Source organism: Gammaproteobacteria bacterium (assembly GCA_016705365.1).
Classification (GTDB): domain Bacteria; phylum Pseudomonadota; class Gammaproteobacteria; order Pseudomonadales; family UBA5518; genus UBA5518.
In genome coordinates this window covers 1,181,707-1,201,174 of record JADIYI010000008.1, presented here as the reverse complement: position 1 = coordinate 1,201,174, position 19,468 = coordinate 1,181,707, and the positions used below count along the sequence as shown (strand labels likewise).

General features: G+C 64.5%; 19 protein-coding genes. 11 read left to right on the top strand and 8 right to left on the bottom strand.

Going from position 1 to position 19,468, the window contains the following annotated elements; translation table 11 throughout:
• The first annotated feature begins 16 nt into the window (after window positions 1-16).
• Entirely contained in the window at window positions 17-460 is a 444-nt protein-coding gene (locus IPF49_13185; protein MBK6288562.1) for a hypothetical protein, read from the top strand.
• Between the two features lie 6 nt (window positions 461-466).
• On the opposite strand, the gene IPF49_13180 is transcribed toward IPF49_13185, so the two are convergent.
• A complete protein-coding gene (locus IPF49_13180; GenBank protein ID MBK6288561.1) occupies window positions 467-1,111 on the bottom strand; it encodes an MBL fold metallo-hydrolase in 645 nt (214 codons plus the stop codon).
• Window positions 1,112-1,389: 278 nt separating this feature from the next.
• Between IPF49_13180 and IPF49_13175 the strand changes: the two genes are divergently transcribed.
• Complete coding sequence (locus IPF49_13175) at window positions 1,390-2,409, top strand: alcohol dehydrogenase catalytic domain-containing protein (protein MBK6288560.1); 1,020 nt, start codon at window positions 1,390-1,392, stop codon at window positions 2,407-2,409.
• Here the strand turns inward: IPF49_13175 and IPF49_13170 are convergent.
• Both IPF49_13170 and dinG read right to left on the bottom strand, forming a co-directional pair.
• Window positions 2,406-2,750 (bottom strand): YqcC family protein, encoded by a 345-nt coding sequence (locus IPF49_13170; protein MBK6288559.1) that lies wholly within the window; start codon window positions 2,748-2,750, stop codon window positions 2,406-2,408. The genes IPF49_13175 and IPF49_13170 overlap by 4 nt on opposite strands.
• 8 nt (window positions 2,751-2,758) lie before the next feature.
• The gene (gene dinG, locus IPF49_13165) at window positions 2,759-4,861 is read right to left on the bottom strand and encodes an ATP-dependent DNA helicase DinG (GenBank protein MBK6288558.1); all 2,103 of its coding nucleotides are present in this window, start codon (window positions 4,859-4,861) and stop codon (window positions 2,759-2,761) included.
• Between the two features lie 74 nt (window positions 4,862-4,935).
• Between dinG and IPF49_13160 the strand changes: the two genes are divergently transcribed.
• Window positions 4,936-5,877 carry an MBL fold metallo-hydrolase gene (locus IPF49_13160; protein ID MBK6288557.1) on the top strand — a complete coding sequence of 314 codons (942 nt, stop codon included), beginning with the start codon at window positions 4,936-4,938 and terminating at the stop codon, window positions 5,875-5,877.
• 22 nt (window positions 5,878-5,899) lie between these two features.
• Here IPF49_13160 and IPF49_13155 read toward each other — a convergent pair whose 3' ends face one another.
• Window positions 5,900-7,048 carry a 1-acyl-sn-glycerol-3-phosphate acyltransferase gene (locus IPF49_13155; protein ID MBK6288556.1) on the bottom strand — a complete coding sequence of 383 codons (1,149 nt, stop codon included), beginning with the start codon at window positions 7,046-7,048 and terminating at the stop codon, window positions 5,900-5,902.
• 87 nt (window positions 7,049-7,135) lie between these two features.
• Between IPF49_13155 and IPF49_13150 the strand changes: the two genes are divergently transcribed.
• Complete coding sequence (locus tag IPF49_13150; GenBank protein ID MBK6288555.1) at window positions 7,136-7,897, top strand: enoyl-CoA hydratase/isomerase family protein; 762 nt, start codon at window positions 7,136-7,138, stop codon at window positions 7,895-7,897.
• A gap of 11 nt (window positions 7,898-7,908) precedes the next feature.
• Here IPF49_13150 and IPF49_13145 read toward each other — a convergent pair whose 3' ends face one another.
• Window positions 7,909-8,964, bottom strand: coding sequence for an AraC family transcriptional regulator (locus IPF49_13145; protein MBK6288554.1), 1,056 nt, complete (start codon window positions 8,962-8,964; stop codon window positions 7,909-7,911).
• 145 nt (window positions 8,965-9,109) lie between these two features.
• On the opposite strand from IPF49_13145, the gene IPF49_13140 reads away from it, so the two are divergent.
• Window positions 9,110-10,195, top strand: coding sequence for a ferritin-like domain-containing protein (locus tag IPF49_13140; GenBank protein MBK6288553.1), 1,086 nt, complete (start codon window positions 9,110-9,112; stop codon window positions 10,193-10,195).
• A 21-nt stretch (window positions 10,196-10,216) separates the two neighbouring features.
• Here IPF49_13140 and IPF49_13135 read toward each other — a convergent pair whose 3' ends face one another.
• Together IPF49_13135 and IPF49_13130 are read right to left on the bottom strand one after the other, a co-directional pair.
• Window positions 10,217-10,990, bottom strand: a complete 774-nt coding sequence (locus IPF49_13135) for an amidohydrolase (protein ID MBK6288552.1) — start codon at window positions 10,988-10,990, stop codon at window positions 10,217-10,219.
• A complete protein-coding gene (locus tag IPF49_13130) occupies window positions 10,978-12,120 on the bottom strand; it encodes an aminotransferase class I/II-fold pyridoxal phosphate-dependent enzyme (GenBank protein ID MBK6288551.1) in 1,143 nt (380 codons plus the stop codon). Before IPF49_13130 ends, IPF49_13135 begins: the two co-directional genes overlap by 13 nt.
• A 239-nt stretch (window positions 12,121-12,359) precedes the next feature.
• Here IPF49_13130 and IPF49_13125 point away from each other — a divergent pair, with 239 nt between their 5' ends.
• Window positions 12,360-13,628: an aminotransferase class I/II-fold pyridoxal phosphate-dependent enzyme gene (locus IPF49_13125; GenBank protein ID MBK6288550.1), complete on the top strand. Its 1,269-nt coding sequence runs from the start codon at window positions 12,360-12,362 to the stop codon at window positions 13,626-13,628.
• A gap of 7 nt (window positions 13,629-13,635) precedes the next feature.
• On the opposite strand, the gene IPF49_13120 is transcribed toward IPF49_13125, so the two are convergent.
• Window positions 13,636-13,998, bottom strand: a complete 363-nt coding sequence (locus IPF49_13120; GenBank protein MBK6288549.1) for a DUF1820 family protein — start codon at window positions 13,996-13,998, stop codon at window positions 13,636-13,638.
• Window positions 13,999-14,134: 136 nt separating this feature from the next.
• Between IPF49_13120 and miaB the strand changes: the two genes are divergently transcribed.
• Genes miaB through lnt form a run of 5 tightly spaced genes read left to right on the top strand, consistent with a single transcriptional unit; the run spans window position 14,135 to window position 19,461 of the window.
• Window positions 14,135-15,535, top strand: coding sequence for a tRNA (N6-isopentenyl adenosine(37)-C2)-methylthiotransferase MiaB (miaB, locus tag IPF49_13115; protein MBK6288548.1), 1,401 nt, complete (start codon window positions 14,135-14,137; stop codon window positions 15,533-15,535).
• 49 nt (window positions 15,536-15,584) lie between these two features.
• Window positions 15,585-16,607, top strand: coding sequence for a PhoH family protein (locus IPF49_13110; GenBank protein MBK6288547.1), 1,023 nt, complete (start codon window positions 15,585-15,587; stop codon window positions 16,605-16,607).
• Complete coding sequence (gene ybeY, locus IPF49_13105; protein MBK6288546.1) at window positions 16,608-17,078, top strand: rRNA maturation RNase YbeY; 471 nt, start codon at window positions 16,608-16,610, stop codon at window positions 17,076-17,078.
• Window positions 17,075-17,932: a CBS domain-containing protein gene (locus IPF49_13100; protein MBK6288545.1), complete on the top strand. Its 858-nt coding sequence runs from the start codon at window positions 17,075-17,077 to the stop codon at window positions 17,930-17,932. The genes ybeY and IPF49_13100 overlap by 4 nt, the downstream gene beginning before the upstream one ends.
• The gene (lnt, locus tag IPF49_13095; protein ID MBK6288544.1) at window positions 17,929-19,461 is read left to right on the top strand and encodes an apolipoprotein N-acyltransferase; all 1,533 of its coding nucleotides are present in this window, start codon (window positions 17,929-17,931) and stop codon (window positions 19,459-19,461) included. The genes IPF49_13100 and lnt overlap by 4 nt, the downstream gene beginning before the upstream one ends.
• Window positions 19,462-19,468: the final 7 nt, after the last annotated feature.

Genomic DNA, 19,468 nt, shown 5'->3' with positions numbered 1-19,468 from the left:
TACAGGAGCTGGATTCATGAGTCGTTCGACATGCTTGCTGATCATCGTTTCCCTGCTCGGCCTGCCGGTGCATTCGGCGGGCGCACAGGAACAGGAAGCGCAACCCGAGGCGGTATCGACACCGGCGGGGACCGAAGCCGAGCGCTGTGTAAGCCTCAGGAGCATCAGCAGCACCAGGGTGCTCGACGATCAGACCATCCTGTTCGAAATGAACGGCAACAGGACGCTGGTGAATCGCTTGCCGCGGCGCTGTCCGGGCCTGCGTTTCGAAAAGCGCTTCGGCTACCAGACCAGCCTCAGCCAGCTGTGCAGCACCGACATCATCACGGTGATCACCGATCACGGACGCGGCGCGAGCTGCGGCCTCGGAACATTCACGGTCTGGGTACCGCCGGAGGAAGTGGCAGCACCGGCCGGGGACGGCAAGCTGGTGCCGGTGGAGACGCCAGCGGAAAAATGAATTGCGCTAAATGAATGCGGAATCGCGCACGAAGGGATTGTTCCGGCGCTCACGGCCGAAAGTCGAGCGCGGCCCGTGACCGGGAATGAACGTCACCTCATCACCCAGCGGCCACAGCCTGTCACGAATTGAATCGAGCAGTTGCTGATGGTCGCCACGCGGCAGATCCGTACGCCCGATCGAACCGGCGAACAGCACATCCCCCACGATTGCCAGTTGCTGCTCGGGGCTGTAAAAAACCACGTGCCCCGGTGTGTGCCCGGGACAGTGCAGCACCTGCAGCACGCACTCCCCGACGCTGACCGTATCGCCCTGCTCCAGCCAGCGATCGGGGGTGAAGCTCTCGCAGGCACCGAGCCCGAACATTCTGCCTTGTTCCGCCAGCCCCTCGATCAGGAACTGGTCATCGCGATGCGGCCCTTCGATCGGCACCTTGAATTCGCGCGCAAGCTCCGCGGTGCCACCCGCGTGATCGATGTGTGCATGGGTCAACAGGATCTTCACCAGCCGCGCACCCGCTTTCGCCAGCACCGCACGAATTCGCTCGAGATTGCCGCCCGGATCGACGACCGCTGCCTGCAGTGTCTCGCCGCAAACGATAACCGAGCAGTTCTGTTCGAACGGTGTGACAGGAGTCACGTAGATTTTCAGCGCCATGGGTTCACGCACAAATATTGAACTGGCGCAAGAATAGCAGCATTGCAGACGACGGCATACGAGCCCGGCAACCGCAAAAGCAATTGAGGTGACGCCGCGCTTGCAGTATCGGGTTGCTGGCCGTCACTCGCGTCTTCACCCGCGCGACGACGCCCTCAAAGGGGTTGCGAATCATCTGGCCATCGGCAGCGTGTATTCTAGCTGCATGTCGACCTGCCAAGGTGCGATGTGAAATCGATCAGTTCAAAACCGCGATAGCGGGGGAGAATGCTATGCGAGCGGCAGTATTCAAGCGCGCACTCGGCCGCCTGGTGGTGGAACAGCATCCTGACCCTTCGCCCGAAGCGGGGGAGTTGCTGATCCGCATCGCGCGCGCCGGGATTTGCGGGAGCGAGATCCACGCGACCTCGCATCCGGCGCGACCGGTCGGTGGTGACACGATACTCGGGCACGAAATCTGTGGCGAAGTGATTGCGCTGGGCAAGGGCGTGGAGCGGTTTCGTGTGGGCGATCGTATCGTCCCGATGCCGTACGTGGGCTGCGGGCGTTGTAGTGCCTGCCTCGCCGGCAAGCCGCACCTGTGTCCCGGGGCACGGCTCGGCATCGTTGCCGGTTACTGTGAATATACGCGTGTCGGTCAGAACGAGTGTATTCGCGTGCCTGCGGAAGTATCCGACGAGGAAGCTGCCCTGATCGAGCCGCTGGCCGTGGGCCTGCAGGGAGTGCGCAAGGCGGAACTCGCGGTGGGTAATCGCGTGCTGGTCACCGGTGCGGGCCCGATCGGCCTCGCCGCCGCATTCTGGGCTCGTCGGCTCGGTGCGAGTCGTGTCGTGGTAATGGCAAATTCCGCGCGGCGCAAGCAATTTGCCCTGGGGATGGGCGCCACGCATTTCATCGCGCAACAGGAAGTAGCCGATGCCACGGAGGCCGTGCGCGATGTGCTGGGCGGGGCACCCGATGTCGTGATCGAGGCCGCGGGCGTGCCCGGTGCCATCGCCGAGGCCATCGCCCACGTGAAGCCCGCCAGCACGGTGATCTCGCTCGGTCTGTGCTGGGGAGGCGATCACTTTTGCCCCTCTGCCGCACTGATGAAGGAAGTGCGGCTGCAGTTTTCACTCTGCTACGCCCGTTCCGACTTCGAGTACTGTGCCACCGTGATGGCGGAGGGCGACCATCGTCCGCGGATCATGATCACCGCGACCGTGGATTTCGACGCCTTGCCCGCAAAGTTCGAGAGCCTGCGCGGGCCATCGGCCGACTGCAAGGTCATGATCGCTCCGGGGGGAATCTAGCGCCGCACCGGGAAGCCCGGTTTTTCCGCAACCACCGCGTCTATCCGGCGCAGCACCTGCATCACGCTGTCGCAGCTCGTCGCTACGGCCGCAAAATGGACCTCCGCCATCTCGGCGATCGCACATTTGTCGGGCAGGGGCAGTCCGGCGTCGAGTATTTCATGCATCCGTGGCAGGAACACGAATTGCAGCCACTGGCAGAAATCCAGCGTATCGATGCAGAACGGTTCGGTACTCGCGAGCGCCTGCGGATCGGGTGGCTGCGACTCCCACAGTGCGGCTTTGCGCAAGGCCGCCTCGAGGTCCAGCAGCAGCTCCCCCAGGCGAACGCCGCGCCGCATACGCTTGCTCATGCGACTTCGCGTCGGAACGGCGGCAGCGAGTCCAGTATTTTCCGGCCGTAGGCGCGCGTGATCACGCGCCGGTCGAGCAACGTGATCCGCCCGGTGTCTTCCTCCGTGCGCAGCAGGCGTCCGCTCGCCTGCACCAGACGCAGTGCGGCATCCGGCACCGAAATTTCCATGAACGGGTTACCGCCACGCGATTCGACCCATTCCGCCAGCGCCGCCTCGACCGGCTCATCGGGCACCGCGAACGGCAGCTTGGCGATCACCACATGCATGCAGTAGCCACCGGGCAGGTCGATTCCCTCGGCAAAGCTCGCGAGCCCGAAAATCACCGATCCCGCGCCCGCTTCGACCCGCTCGCGGTGCAGACGCAACAACTCCTGCTTGGTGAAGTGATCCTGCAGCAGGATACGGTCACGCAGCGCGAGGCACACCCGGTCGTAGACATCGCGCATCTGTTTGCGCGAGGCAAACAGCACCAGACTCGCTTCGGCCAGATCGAGATTGGCATCGAGCCAGGAACCAACCTCGCGGGTGTGGGCGAGCGGGTCACCGGGGTCGGCGGCAAGCCGCGGGACGGCAAGACAGGCGCGGCCCTGATAATCGAACGGGCTCGGCACGGTGGCAAACACGCTGTCATCGGGCAGCCCGGCGCGCAGAATGATGCGATCGAAACTACCGAGTGCAGTCAGCGTCGCGGAGGTCAGGACCGCACCGCACGCGCGCTCCCAGATACTCTCGCGCAACAGGTTCGCGGCCAGTACCGGGGCCGCCGCGACCTCGATATCCTCGAGCGCGCGCTGTTCACTTGTCCGGATCCAGCGTGCCTGAGGCGGCTCACCCGCCCGATCCGGTTCGGCCCACGCGCGCCACAGGCTGAGGAGTCGCTCGATGCGCCCGATCATCAGGCCGAGCAGCGCATAGCGGCTTTGCGCCGCGGCACCACCGAGCTCCAGCTGGCGCGCAAGCTCCTCCTCGGCACCGCCCAGCGCCCCGCCCAGCTTCGCCAGCGCGTTGTGCAACACCGCCGCGACGCCGGCAATCTCGGCCGGTACGCGTCCGTGCGGCAAGCGGTACTCCGTGACTCCGGAACGCGCGACTGGTGCCGCCACCAGCAGCGGCTGCAACAGCGCCCCTGCACTGCCCAGTGCCAGATCGATCTCCTCACCCAAGCCCGGCACTTCGCTCAGGCGCCGGCGCAGCGTATCGCTCGAACGTGGCTCGGCGATCAATTCGCCCGCCAAGCGCCGGCATTCCGCGATATGTTCCCGCGCCAGGCCAATCCGGGCATGGAACGAGAGCTGGTTGCGGGCCTTGTCGGGCAGGTGATGCGCCTCGTCGAACACGTAGATCGTGTCTTCCGGGGCCGGCAACACCGCGCCGCCACCGAGCGCGATGTCGGCCAGCACGAGGTCGTGATTGGCGACGATGCAATCAACCGAATCGAGTCCTTCGCGGGCGCTGAAGAACGGGCATTGCGCGACGTAGGAACAGCGCCTGCCGCTGCACTGATGATGGTCCGTGGTCACCATCGCCCAGCGCCCGTCAGGCAGCGCATCCGGCCAGCTGTCACGGTCTCCCGCCCACGAACCATCGCTCACCGCGCCGTAGAGCGCCTGGAACAATGAGCGCGCTTCGGCGTTCACCGCCGGCACCAGCTCGTCCATCAGGGCCAGCTGCGATTCGTCGGCATCGTGCGCGCCGCGCAGCAACGAATCGAGTCGCGCGGTGCAGGCATATCGGCCACGCCCCTTGGCCAGTGCAAAGCTGAAATCGAGCGCGCCGGCAGCCTGCAGATCCGGAAAATCGCGGTAGGCAAGCTGCTCCTGCAACGCGACGGTCGCGGTCGACACCACCAGCTTCTTGCCCAGCGCGCGTGCAATCGGGATCGCCGCGACCGCGTATGCTATGGTCTTTCCGGTACCGGTACCGGCCTCGACCACGCAGATCGGGGGGGCTCCGCTTTCCGGGTCGCCGGAGCGGGCCAGGGCGTTGGCCACATGCGCGATCATGGAGCGCTGCCCGGCACGCGGCTTCAGCCCGCGCGCCGCCAGCCAGTTGCTGTAGGCACCCTGGATGGTTTGTTTGACCACATCATTCAGCATGGCGGTTACCGCAAAAAGTGGCGGCGACTATAGCAGGCACGCCGCCACCGCCGTAAACACAGGGAGAAGCTGGTATGCACGAACAACTCGATCACGGCATTTTTTGCCTGGAAACCGGCTACCAGAGACCGGGGACCGCCTGCTGCTATCTGCTGGTCGATCACGGCGAGGCCGCCTTCATCGAGACCGGCACCGCGCACAGCGTCCCGTTGCTGCTCGAGGCGCTGGCGCAGGCGGGGGTGGCGCGAGAACAGGTGCGCTACGTGATTCCGACCCATGTCCACCTCGATCACGCAGGCGGGGCCGGCGCGCTTCTGCAACACCTGCCCGCCGCAACGCTGCTGGTGCATCCGCGCGGCGCGCGCCATCTGATCGACCCTGAGCGACTGATCGAGGGCGCGCAACAGGTCTATGGTCCCGAGCGCTTTGCCGAGCTGTATGGCCGGGTCGTGGCGGCCCCCGCGGAACGCGTGTGCGAAGCGCTCGACCACAGCAGCTGGCCCCTTGGCAACCGGCACCTGCTGGTCCGTGATACGCCCGGACACGCGCGCCACCATTTTTGCGTTTGGGACGAACCGAGCCGCGGCTGGTTCTCGGGTGATACTTTCGGCGTCGCCTACCGCGAACTGGCGCGCGCGGACGAGGCATTCATGATGCCGACCACCACGCCAGTCCAGTTCGATCCCGAAGCGCTGATCGCTTCCATCGAGCTGCTGATGAGCTACGACCCGGCGAACGTCTATCTCACCCACTTCGGGCGCATACGCGCCAGCAGGACGCAGGCGGATTCGCTGCGCGAACAGCTGGGCGATTACCAGCGCATCTGCGCACCGCTCGCGGGTGATGTCGACGAGGAGCGGTGGCTGCAGGACGCGCTGGGAGACTATACGGTGGCGCGGCTCAGGAGTTTCGGCTGCACCTGGGAGGATGCGCGGATACGCAGCTTTCTCGACCTGGACCTGCGTCTCAATGCACAGGGCCTGAGCGACTGGCGACAACGCTCGCTGCGTGCCTGAACCCCGGCGGTCCGCGAATCGCTCAGCCGCTTGCGAGGCCGAGTGCCGCGCGGTTGAGCAACGGATTCGCATACATCGACAACAGCAGCGCGTGGTGCTCCGGGGGCAGACCGGCGAGGCGTTCGCGCAGCGCCTGCTCGGCACCCGCGAGCCCTGCATCCTCGGTGAAACCGGGCGGCAGTTGCGCCTGCTGCATCCGGTACGCGGCCACGTTGGTCGGGTGCATGCGGTACATCGACATCACCTGGCTGTCGATCGCCGCGGCGACTTCATCGGCATTGGTGAACGGGCCCTCGAGCGGGCGGCCAAAGGCAACATGCACCGCACCCTTGGGCGTGGTGATGCTGCGCGCAATGCTGCTTACGTCTTCCTGCTCGCCCTTCTGATAGTTTCCCTGCGCGGCGCGCTGGCAGAGTTCGCGCGCCTTGGCCGCATCACAGGGATCCCATTCATAGGAGATCGCCACCGGCACGATATTGAGGGCACGTATATATTCGGCGAGCGGGATGTCCTTTGCCTTGCTGATACACAACATCTTGATGATCGCCGGCTCGGTGCGATCCCAGCCATCCTTGGCCCGGCCCTCGCGCTGCGCGATCCAGATCGAACTGTGTTCCTCGAGCAGCGAGTGACAGATATATCCCGAGAGCTCCTGGTAGGCCGCGAGCATCTGGCGCGGCCCCTTGGCCGAGCGCCGCACGATGAAGCTCTTGTTGAGCCGCATCAGGTCGGAGACATCGTCCCTGGTGAGCAGGTTGTCACCGATCGCGATGCGCACGGTGTCACGCCCGTTGGCATACAACGCGTAGTTCACGAATGCCGGGTCGAGCGCGATGTCGCGATGGTTGCCGATGAACAGGCAGGCCCGCGCCGGATCGAGCCTCTCGAGCCCGCTCACGCTGAACGCGCTGGTGCTGGACTCGACCATCGAACTCATGTACTTTTCGACCACCTGCTGAAACCCGCGCACGCTGTCGATGCCCGCCACCTGGCGCCACAGGAACAGGCGCACCAGCGGCCTGAGCAGCGCAATCAGCGGCTCGGCAAGTTTTGGAAAACGCAGCCGCGTGATGGCATCCAGCAACTCGGGGTTGCGCAACAGCCGGTCGATCACCGCGCGGACTTCGTTATCGTTATACGGCCTGATGTCCGCGAACCGGTCCTGGCTCATCTATCCCCTGCTGGCGCGCGACGGCGCAAAAAATGCGAGCCGGTCATTATACGCTACCATCCGCGCTGATCAGGATCCGAATCCACCATGAACGATGCATCGATACGGTTTTCCAGCGAAGGCCATATTGCCCGCATCGTGCTGAACCGACCCGGGCAGCACAACGCCCTCGGGGCCGCTGAAATCAGCCAGCTGCATGACCGGCTCGCCGCCATCGACGCGGATCCCGCCATCCGCGTGCTGTTGCTGACCGGTAGCGGTCAGCGCACGTTCTGCGCGGGCGCCTCGCTGTCGGAGTTTCGCAGCGGCGACATGAACGCCGGCTTGTTCACCACCCTCACCGATCGCCTCGCACGCCTGCGCGTGCCTTCGGTATGCGCGCTGAACGGCAGCGTGTTCGGTGGCGGCGCGGAGATCGCGCTGTGCTGTGATTACCGCATAGGCGTAACTGGATCGCGCCTGCTGGTACCGGCCGCACGCATCGGCCTGTGCTACCCGCTGAACGGCTTGCAGCGCTACGTCGACAAGCTTGGCCTGAGCGTCGCGAAACGCATCCTGGTCGCAAGCGAGGAGCTCGACGCCGATACCCTGCTCGCCATCGGGTTTCTGCACCGCGTGGTTCAACCCGATTCACTGCAGGCGCAGAGCGAGGCATTCGCGGCGCATCTTGCCGGCCTGGCACCGCTGGCGGTACAGGCCATGAAGCGCATCCTCGGCGGGATCGCCGACGGTTCCATGGACCCGGCCGAGGCTAACCGGCTCGCCGACGCCTGCGCGGCCTCGGCTGATTTGCGGGAAGGGCTCGCCGCACAGCGGGAACGCCGCACAGCGCGATTCTCCGGTTCCTGAACACGGGCGGCTCACTCCGCCGCGGAGCCGTCATGGCGTGTTCCACCGCGCATCCCGCGCCGGTAACCGGCCGGGGAGCGACCGGTCCAGCTGATGAATGCACGCCGGAAATTCGAGATGTCGTGGTAACCGAGCATGTCCGCGATCTCGCCGATCGAGAGCATGCTCTCGCGCAGGTAGGTTTCCGCCAGCTGGCGACACAGCTCGTGAACGATGCGCTGGTAAGTGCTGCCCTCCTCCTCGAGCCGGCGGCGCAGCGTGCGCGGACTCACATGCAGGTGATCGGCAGCCTCCTCGATTGACGGGAAACGCCCGGGAACAGACAACAGGAAGCGCCGCACATCGCTGGTGAATTCGGCGCTGCGCTGCATGTTTGCCAGCATTTCCTCGCACTGCTGGCGGTAGAGCTTGAGCAGCGTGGGATTTGCGAACTGCAAGGGTACGTCGAGATAGCGCCGGTCGATCGACAGGCAATTCCGCGGCGCACCGAAAACCATATCGCGACACACCAGCGAGCGGTACAGCGCCCCGTGACCGGGATCGGGATAGACCACGCTCGCGTGCAGCGCATCGTCGGACAGCTGGCAGAGCTGGCGCAGCGAGGCAGCGGCCGCGGAGAAGAAGATTTCGCAATCCGCCGGTTGCACGGCGGATTCGAGCATGCCGCCCAGCAGCCGGATCGCCAGCACCTCGCTTCCGGTTTCGATCTCGATATGAAAGCTGCCGCTGATCAGCTGATGGTAACGTCCCAGTACCTCCACCAGCTCCCGCACATTGCGACAGCACATCAGCGCGTAACTGAGCACGCCGAGGGCCGCCACCGAAATGCGACTGCCGTAATACAGCGCGAAGCCCGGCTCCCCGGAAAGCGCGAAACAGTTTTGCAGCATGCGGGTGTGATCACGCATGCCGATGCGCTTATCGGGCGCACTCAGCACGGCTTCGTCGATGGTCGTGCCGGCGAGCACCCGGTTCGCGTCGATCGCAAAATCGGCTGCCACCTCGAGCAGGATCGCCCCCATCGGTCCGGGCACATCACGACGCGGCAAGCGCAGCCTGTGCGGCATACTCTGGCCCCAAATGACCAATTTATGGCACAAGATAACCTTGTTACCGAAATCCCCGCAACTATCATTGCATCCATGGTGCATTGCATCCATGGTGTGCGTGTCAGCACACTATTTTCTGTCATCACGTTTGCGGAGGTTGCCCATGGGTGTCCAGTTCGTCATCGATACACCGAGTGCCATTCGTTCCTTTACGCAGGAAGCCGCGGCGCTGGACGCCGCCGGCGCGCAGCAGATCGCCGAGATCTTCCAGACCCCGCTCACCGGCAGCTACAACTGGGATTACCGGATCCAGGATGACCGTATCCGCAAGCTCTACGAGCTCGGCAAACAGCTCAACTGGAACGTGGAAACCGATATCGACTGGAGCAAGCCGCCTACAGCGCTCACACCCGAGCAGCGTGACGCAGTGGTGCCTTTCACCGGCTACGCGCCCTACGAGGCCCTGAGCGAGGAGCAGAAACAGGAGTTCGGGGCGCACATGAACGCCTGGACCATTTCGCAATTCCTGCATGGCGAGCAGGGCGCGCTGCTGGTGGCTTCGCAGCTGGTCAGTTGCGCCCCTACCCTGAACGCAAAACTCTACGCCGGCTCGCAGACCTTCGACGAGGCGCGCCACGTCGAGGTCTTCAACAAGTACCTGCAGACCAAGGTCGGTTATATGTATCCGGTCGATCCGGCGCTGAAAAGCCTGCTCGACAAGATCCTCACCGACCCGCGCTGGGATCTCAAGTTCATCGGCATGCAGCTGATCATCGAGGGGCTCGCGCTTTCCGCGTTTGCCACCATGAAAGCCACCACGCCACCCGGCGAGTTGCTCAATGACGTGATCGAGCTGGTGTTGCGCGACGAAGCGCGCCACGTGACCTTCGGGATCAACTATCTCGAGGAACACCTGAAAGGTCTGAGCGAAGCGGAGCGCGAGGAACGCGCCCGCTTTGCCTACGAGGCCTGCGTGGTGGCGCGCGAACGGATGATCCCCAAAGACGTATTCCATCACTGGGGATGGAATGTCGAGGAAGCGCGCGGCATCTACCTCGAGGGCGAGTTCCGCCAGATGTTCCGCAACCTGATGTTCATGCGCGTGATGCCGAACCTGCGGCGCATCGGGCTGCTGACCGATACCACCCGTCCGCAGTTCGAGAAACTCGGCATGCTCGAATATGAAAATCTCAAGGACGACGGCGATATCGACTGGGCGGAAATGTCGCGCCCGCTGTTCGCCAGCTGAGGCCCCTGCGGCGGCGCGTCGTCAACCGTCCATGACGAACGCGTCGGCGTCCAGGTGGGCCGGGAATTTTTCCCGGCAGTTGGTGAGCGTTGCCGCACTCAGGCTCAGCGCGTGCACGCCGGCCTCGGCGCCCGCATCGAGCAACACCTTGCCCCAGGGGTCGATGACCAGGCTGTCGCCGGCGTAGTCGACGCCCTTGCCGTCCACCCCGACCCGGTTCACGCCCACCACGAAGGCCTGGTTCTCGATCGCGCGCGCCAGCAGAAGCGCGCGCCAGTGCTCACGACGCCGTGCCGGCCAGTTCGCAACATAGACCAGCACATCGTAATCGCCCCGGTTGCGGCTCCAGACGGGAAATCGCAGGTCGTAACAAACCATCGGGCACAATCGCCAGCCACGCCATTCGATCAGCACCCGGCGCTCACCGGCGAGATAGCTGTGGTGCTCGCCCGCCATGCGGAACAGGTGGCGCTTGTCATAGCACTCGAGCTCACCGTCGGGGCGTGCCAGTACAAAGCGATTGCGGAATCCGGCGGCTTCACGCACGGCGAGGCTCCCGCCCAGCGCGGCATCCAGCCGGGCCGCGTGCTCGCGCAGCCAACCGATGCTGGCGCCGCTCATGTCCTCGGCGCAGACCGCGGGCTCCATGGTGAAGCCGGTACTGAACATTTCCGGCAGCAGCACCAGGTCGGCCCCGGTCACGGAATCGAGCAATGCACCAAAGCGCGCGCGGTTGGCGGGAGGATCCTGCCACATCAGGGCTTGCTGCAGCAGCACCAGGTTCAGATCGCGCATAACAGCTCCGTCGCCCGGATCAGGGTGTCGTCTTTCTTCGCGAAGCAGAAACGCAACAGGCGCATCGGCGGTGGATGCTGGCAGAACACCGACACCGGAATCGCCGCGACGCCATGCTGGCTGACGAGGAACTCGGCCATCTCGACATCGCCCAGATCGCTGATCGCGCTGTAATCGAGCAACTGGAAGTAGGTTCCGGCCGAGCGCCTCACGCCCCAGCGCGAACCGGCGAGGCGCTCGACGAACAGCTCGCGCTTGGCCTGGTAGAACGAGCCAAGCGTATCGACATGCTGCGGCTCATCGCGCATGAAATCGGCCAGCGCATGCTGGATCGGAGTGACGGCCACAAACGTCACGAACTGGTGGATCCGGCGAAACTCCGCGGTGAGTGCCTTCGGCGCCACGCAGTAACCTGTTTTCCAGCCGGTCGCATGAAAGGTCTTGCCAAAGGAAAACACCGCGAAGGCGCGCTCCGCGAGCGCCGGACGCCGCAGCACACTTTGGTGCAGGGCACCATCGAAAACCAGGTGTTCGTAGACCTCGTCGGCCAGCAGCAGCGCATCACTCGACTGCAGGATGTCTTCCAGCGCATCGAGATCCGCGGCATCGAGCACGCTGCCGGTCGGATTGTGCGGCGTGTTGATCACGATCAGGCGGGTGCGCGGCGAAAGCGCCTCGCGTACCCGTTGCCAGTCGATGCGAAAATCCGCCGCCTGCAACGGAATTCGCACTGCCCGGCCACCGGCCAGGCGCACGGATGGCTCGTAGCTGTCATAGCTCGGATCGAACAGGATCGCCTCATCGCCCGGACCGACACTGGCCATGATCGCGCAGAAAATGGCCTCGGTCGCGCCCGGCACCACGGTAACATCCAACTCCGCATCGACGCGACAACCGTAGCTGCGCTCCACTTTCAGCGCGATCTGCTCGCGCAACTCCACCAGCCCTGCCATCGGGGCGTATTGATTGTGACCGAGTTCGAGATGCCGGGTGAGGGCCGCGCACAACGGCTGGGGGACCGCGAAATCCGGAAACCCCTGCGCCAGGTTGAGGGCGCCGTACAGCGCGGCTTTTTGCGACATCACGCTGAAGATCGTGGTGCCGACATCGGGCAGCCGGGACGGGCGCAACACCTACGATGCCTCAGTTCGCGGACGGGGCGGTGAGCAACAGGACGAGCCGCAGCAGATACATGAGCGGGGTGTTCATGCCGGTCTCCGCAAAAGGGTCAGGCGGCAGTGTATGTCCACCACGAGCGGATTTGAATCGTCAGGACGACGCGCAATTTCACCAAAACCGGGCAATGAGATCCCCGGGCGCTGGTTCTAGAATGCCGATCCGAAACCCCAAGACGCCGCGGAGCAATGCCATGCTGCACATCGAACAGGCCGACCACCCCTCCCTGGCCCACCTCGAGAACCGCTACGCGGCGCTGTGCGGGCACGGCCTGAAGCTCGATCTGACGCGCGGCAAGCCGAGTCCGGAGCAACTCGATCTCTCCGCGGGGCTGGACACCGCGCTGGCCGGCGGCTTCCGCGCCGACGACGGTACCGACCTGCGTAATTACGGTGGCCTGGATGGCCTCGCGGAGGCCAAGCAACTGTTCGCGCCGGTGCTGCAGGTTGCGGCAGGCGATATGCTGATCGGCGGCAACAGCAGCCTGACGCTGATGTATCAATGCCTGTTCTATGGCCTGCATTTGGGTTTCGAAGGCGCGGAATCGGCCTGGCATCACGGTGGCAAGGTACGCTTCATCTGTCCGGTGCCCGGTTACGACCGGCATTTCAATGCCTGCATACATCTCGGCATCGAACTGGTCACGGTACCGATGACCGCGACCGGACCGGACATGGATGCGGTCGAGGCGCTGATCGACAGCGACCCCTCGATCCGCGGCATGTGGTGCGTGCCACGCTTTTCCAACCCCACCGGCGCAGTCTACGACGCCACGACTGTCGAGCGTTGCGCGGCGCTCGGCAAGCGTGCCGCACCCGGCTTTCGCCTGTTCTGGGACGATGCCTACGCGGTGCATGCGCTGCATGCCGATGCCCCGGCGCTGGCCCCGGTATACGCCGCCTGCCAGCGCCTTGGCACCGAGAACAGCGTATTGTTGTTCGGCTCCACGTCGAAGATCACCTACGCCGGCAGCGGCGTCGCTTTCATGGCGGCTTCGGAGCCCAATCTGCGCGCGATACGCCATCACCTGGGCTTTGCCAGCATCGGTCCCGACAAGCTCAACCAGAAGCGGCACGTGGCCTTCCTGCGCGATCACGCCAACCTGCTAGCCCATATGGAACGGCATGCGACGCTGTTGCGCCCGCGCTTCAAGGCGGTGCTCGACGCATTGGAGCGGGAACTGGGCGGCACCGGGATGGGCTCCTGGGAAAATCCGCAAGGCGGTTATTTCATTGGCTTCGACACCCGCCCGGGCCTCGCGCGCGAGGTGGTGAGATTGGCGGACGCGGCGGGCGTGAAACTGACCCCCGCCGGCGCCACCTTTCCCCATGGAAAGGATCCCGAGGATCGCAATATCCGCATCGCACCGAGTTTTCCGTCGTTGGAGGAAATCGAGCGCGCGATGGAGGTGTTCGTGGTGTGCGTGCAGCTTGCCAGCGTACGCCAGCGTCTCGCGGCCTGAAACCGGCTCAGCCGTCTCCGGGCGGCTCGCTCGAGCCCGCGCCGAACTGCGGGCGCAAGCCCGGCAGCGGCAGGGTCATGACCTTGCCATCACTGCTCTTGGCATCGCGAATGCGCACCGAGCCCTCTTTCTCGACCTCGTCGATACGCACGATCGCGTGCATCGGGATATAGCTGCGCTTTACCCCCGCGAACTCGCTTTTCAGCCGCTCCTCCGCCGGATCAACGACGATCTGGCTGCGCTCGCCGAAAATATAGTCCTCGACCTCGATGAAGCCGTACAGATCGCTCTGGTAGATCTGCCTGGCAAAGAGTTCGAAAACCTGATTCTGATTGATGAAGATGACTTTGTAGATCGGTTCAGCCGCCATGGGGCAATTCGCTCGCAGCCGGTGCATGAAAAATCGAGGGCGGGCAGGATACCACATCGATTCGCCATCGTGCCTGTGCATGCCCTGCCGTGCCCGCTATAATTCCCGCCCTGTTGAGCACCTGACACCACAACCGATGAGCGATCGCCCCGCCGGCAAGGTATTCGTGCAGACGCACGGCTGCCAGATGAACGAGTACGATTCCTCGCGCATGCTGGACCTCCTGCGCGAAACGCACGGCCTGCTGCCCACCGACGACCCGGAGGCAGCCGATGTGCTGCTTCTCAACACCTGCTCGATCCGCGAAAAAGCCCAAGACAAGGTATTTCACCAACTCGGGCGCTGGCGCAAGCTGAAATTGCGCAAACCCGGGCTGGTGATCGGGGTTGGCGGTTGCGTTGCCAGCCAGGAAGGTGGCGATATAGGCCGGCGTGCCCCGTACGTGGACCTGGTATTCGGCCCGCAAACCCTGCACCGCCTGCCCGAGATGATCGACCGGACCCGCAACGGCGAGCACAGTGGACCGCTGGTCGATATCAGCTTTCCCGAGATCGAGAAATTCGACCACCTGCCCGCTCCCTCGGTGGACGGGCCGAGCGCCTTCGTCTCGGTGATGGAGGGTTGCAGCAAGTACTGCAGCTTCTGCGTGGTCCCTTACACCCGGGGCGAGGAAGTGAGCCGGCCGCTCGACGACGTGCTGGTCGAAATCGTCCAGCTGGCCGCTCAGGGCGTGCGTGAAGTCAACCTGCTGGGCCAGAACGTCAACGCCTACCGCGGCCGCAACCATCTCGGGGAGATCGTCGATTTCGCCGAGTTGCTGGCGCTGGTGGCTGGCGTGGAGGGCATCGATCGCCTGCGCTACACCACCTCGCATCCGATCGAATTCAACGATGCTCTGGTGCAGGCGTACGCCGCGATCCCCGAACTCGTCAGCTATCTGCACCTGCCGGTGCAGAGCGGATCGGACCGGATACTGGCGCTGATGAAGCGCGGCCATACCGCAATCGAATACAAATCGACCATCCGCAAGCTACGCCGCATCCGGCCCGGCATGAGCATCTCCTCGGACTTCATCGTCGGATTCCCGGGGGAAACGGCAGAGGATTTCGAGGCCACGATGCGCCTGATCGAGGACGTGGGCTTCGACCAGTCGTTCAGCTTCGTCTACAGCCCGCGCCCTGGCACGCCGGCGGCCCAATTGCCCGACGCAACCCCCGAAGCGGAGAAAAAACAGCGGCTGGCCCGCTTGCAGACCCGCATCAACCAGCAAGCGCAAGCCATCAGCCGGCGCATGCTGGGGACCAGCGAGCGGATCCTGGTCACGGGCATTTCCCGACGTGACCCGGGAGATCTGCAGGGTCGCACCGAGAACAACCGCATCGTGAACTTCCCAAGCCACGACTTCTCCCTGATCGGAGAATTTGCCAGCGTGGAAATCGTCGGAGTACAGCCAAATTCCCTGCGCGGACGGTTATGCGCTGCCGCCGGGCACCCCCTGGCGGGGGCGGCGGACGCGCTTTCACTGGCCGCCGATTAACGTTATTCTAAGTCCTTCCCTGTTGCCGCAAGAGGCGGCCGAAAGCCCTTTGAATCAAGCCCCGAAACTCCAGTTCGTCCTTGAACCCAGCGATTCCCGCCGACTTGCGCGCTTGTGCGGGCAGTTTGACGAACACCTGCATCTCATCGAGCAACGCCTCGGGGTCGTGATCAGCAACCGTGGCAACCATTTCGTCGTGGAGGGTCCGGCCCAGGCCCAGGCCAGCGCCCATGCGCTGATTTCGAGGCTCTACGACGATACCGCGCGACACCTCGAACTCAGCGCGGAGCAGGTCCATCTCGGCTTGCAGCAGTCCGGCATCGAGCAACTGACCACCCCCGATGCCGGAGACGACCCGGCGGCCGTGCCCGGCGTGGTGCGCACCCGCCGCTCGCTGATCAAGGCGCGCGGCAGGAGTCAGCAACTCTACGTGCGCTCGATCGCACAGCACGACATCAGTTTCGGAGTCGGCCCGGCCGGCACCGGCAAGACCTACCTCGCGGTCGCCTGCGCGGTCGCGGCGCTGGAGAGCGATCAGGTCAGCCGCATCCTGCTGGTACGACCGGCGGTGGAAGCCGGCGAAAAACTCGGGTTCCTGCCCGGCGACCTGGCGCAGAAGATCGATCCGTACCTGCGCCCGCTCTACGACGCACTCTACGAGATGCTTGGCTTCGAGAACGTCGGCAAGCTGATCGAACGCCATATCATCGAGGTCTGTCCCCTGGCCTATATGCGCGGACGCACCCTGAACAACGCCTTCGTGATCCTCGACGAGGCACAGAACACCACCCCGGAGCAGATGAAAATGTTCCTGACCCGGATCGGTTTCGGCTCAAAAGCCGTGATCACCGGTGATATCACCCAGGTCGATCTGCCCCGCGGCACCGCTTCCGGTCTGACGCAGGTACTGTCGTTTCTCGAGGGAGTCGACGGCATCGGCTTTACCCGCTTCAGCCCCAAGGACGTGGTGCGACACCCCCTGGTACAGCGCATCGTGGAAGCCTACGAGGCATTCGAGAACCGCAGCAGCGGCGGCTCGCCCACGCCGCGCGCGGGCCAGAAACCTGCCTGAATGCCCACCCGGATCAGCGTGGACTGCGCCTCGACAGCAGGCGAGCTGCCGTCGACCCGGAGCATCCGGCGCTGGGTGCGTGCGGCGCTCGCTGCCGACGCCGACGCCGAATTGTGCGTGCGCATCGTTGACGAGGACGAAATGAAAGCGCTGAATTCGCGCTACCGCGGCCAGGATTATGCCGCCAATGTGCTGTCGTTTCCGGCCGCAGTGCCGCCTGAGCTCGGCATTGCGCTGCTTGGCGACATCGCGATTTGCGCGCCCGTGGTGCGCCGCGAGGCACGCTTGCAGGGCAAGAAGGAGCGCGCGCACTGGGCGCATCTGCTGATTCACGGCACCCTGCACCTGCTCGGCCATGATCACCGGAAAGCGCGCGCGGCAGTGGCGATGGAATCGCTGGAGATCCGCATCCTTGCGACGCTGGGGATTTCCGACCCTTATGAAGAGCAACGAGAAAATAAGCGGACATGAACGACGACCACAGGGATAACGAACCGGACGAGCGATCCTGGCTGGAAAAGATTGCGCAGGTGTTCTCCTCCGACCCGCGAACCCGCAAGGACCTGCTGGACATACTCGCCATCGCCGAGCAGAACGAGGTAATCGATTCCGAAACCCACAGCATCATGCAGGGCGCACTCGAGGTCGCGCATCTGCAGGTGCGCGACGTGATGATCCCGCGCCCGCAGATGATGTGTCTGCGCGGCGACGATGTCCCGCAGGAAGTGCTGCGGCGGGTGATCGATTCAGGACACTCGCGCTACCCGGTGATCGGCGAAACCAGCGATGACGTGCTGGGTATCCTGCTCGCCAAGGACATGCTCCCCCAGCTGTTTGCCGGCAGCGCCGAGGGCTTCGATATCCTGCAGTTGCTGCGCCCCGCCACGTTCATTCCGGAGAGCAAGCGCCTCAACGTGCTGCTTCGGGAATTCCGCGAGAACCGCAATCACATCGCCATCGTCATCGACGAATACGGCGGTGTGGCCGGGCTGGTGACCATCGAGGATGTGCTCGAGGAGATCGTCGGCGAAATCGAGGACGAACATGACAAGCAGCAGGACACCTTCATCAAGAAGCTCTCCGAGAACGACTTCCTGATCAAGGCGCTGACCCCGATCGAGGACTTCAACGAGTATTTCAACGCCACGCTGGATGACGAGGATTTCGACACCATCGGTGGCATCGTGATGCAGAAGTTCGGCCACCTGCCACGACGCAACGAGGCTGCCGAAATCGACGGTTTCCACTTCAAGGTACTGAACGCCGACAGTCGCCAGATCCATTTGCTGCGACTCAACCTGGATCCGGGCGCCTCCGGCGGATGAAAATACCGCGCACTCTGGCCACCAACGGGCCGGGCGGGCATATCGCCGCGCTGCTGGCCGGGGCCGCGCTGCCGCTGGCGTTTGCGCCATTCGATTTCTGGCCGCTCGCGGTCCTGTGCCCGGCGGTATTGCTGGCGCTGCTCGGACAGTTGGCGCCGCGCGCCGCGATGCTGCGCGGCTGGTGTTTCGGTGCCGGCATGTTCGGCGTCGGCACTTCCTGGGTGTATGTCAGCATCCACGACTACGGCGCAGCATCGGTACCGCTGGCGGCGTTGCTGACGCTGACGTTCTGCCTCGGCCTGGCACTGCTCCCCGCACTGGGCTGCTGGGCGTGGTCGCGTTGGCTACGCGCCCGGCCAGGGGGCACGCTGCTCGGCTTTCCGGCTGTCTGGGTGCTCGGCGAATGGTGCCGGGTGTGGTTGCTGAGCGGCTTTCCCTGGCTGTACATCGGCTACAGCCAGATCGCGACGCCGCTCGCTGGCTGGGCGCCCGTGACCGGCGTGTTCGGGGTCGGCCTGATCCTGTGTTTCAGCTCGGCCGTCCTGGTGCTGGTGCTGCGCCGGGCGCCAGGAGCGCCCATCGCCGCGCTGGCCTGTGCGGTGTTATGGATCGCCGGCCTTGGGCTCGCGAAAATCGCCTGGGTAAAACCCCTGGGATCGGAAATTGCAGTGGCGATGGTGCAGGGCAATATTCCGCAACTGCTCAAGTGGGAAGCGGGCCATCTCCAGCGCACCCTCGATACCTACTCCGGCATGAGCGAGGAATTGTGGGGGACCGCGCTGGTCGTGTGGCCGGAATCCGCGGTGCCTGCCTACCTCGATCTGGTGACCGATTTTCTCGGCGAGCAGGCCACCCGTGCTGCCGCGAACAACAGCACGCTGATCCTCGGCATCCCCACCCGCAACGCGAGCGACGCCGATGGCCGCGGCTACGATGCGTTCAACAGCCTCGTCGCACTTGGCGCCGATCACGGCATCTATCACAAGCGCCACCTGGTTCCGTTCGGCGAATATGTGCCTCTGGAATCCTGGCTGCGCGGCCTGATCGCTTTTTTCGATCTACCGATGTCGAGCTTCAGCAGCGGTCCGGAAATGCAGGAACCGCTGGCGGTGCAGGGTCTGCGCGCTGCCCCGTTCATCTGCTACGAGATCGTCTACCCGGACCTGGTCCGCGCCGCATTGCCGCAGGCCGATCTGCTGCTGACAGTGAGCAACGACACCTGGTTCGGCGCCTCCAGCGGGCCGCTGCAGCACCTGCAGATGGCGCGCATGCGCGCCCTCGAGAATGGCCGTGCGCTGATCCGGGCCACCAACAATGGCGTCTCGGCACTGATCGATCATCATGGCCATATCAGCGTGCGCGGCGAGCAGTTCACCCGCGAGGTGATCCGCGGCAGCGTGCAGCCAATGAGCGGCCTCACTCCGTTCGCGCGCCGGGGTTCCTGGCCCGTGCTGACGTTCGCGGCATTGCTGATCGTGCTGGTGGGCTGGCAGCGCCCGCAGCGGGCGGGCGCTGCCGCCATCCCCTGACTATATG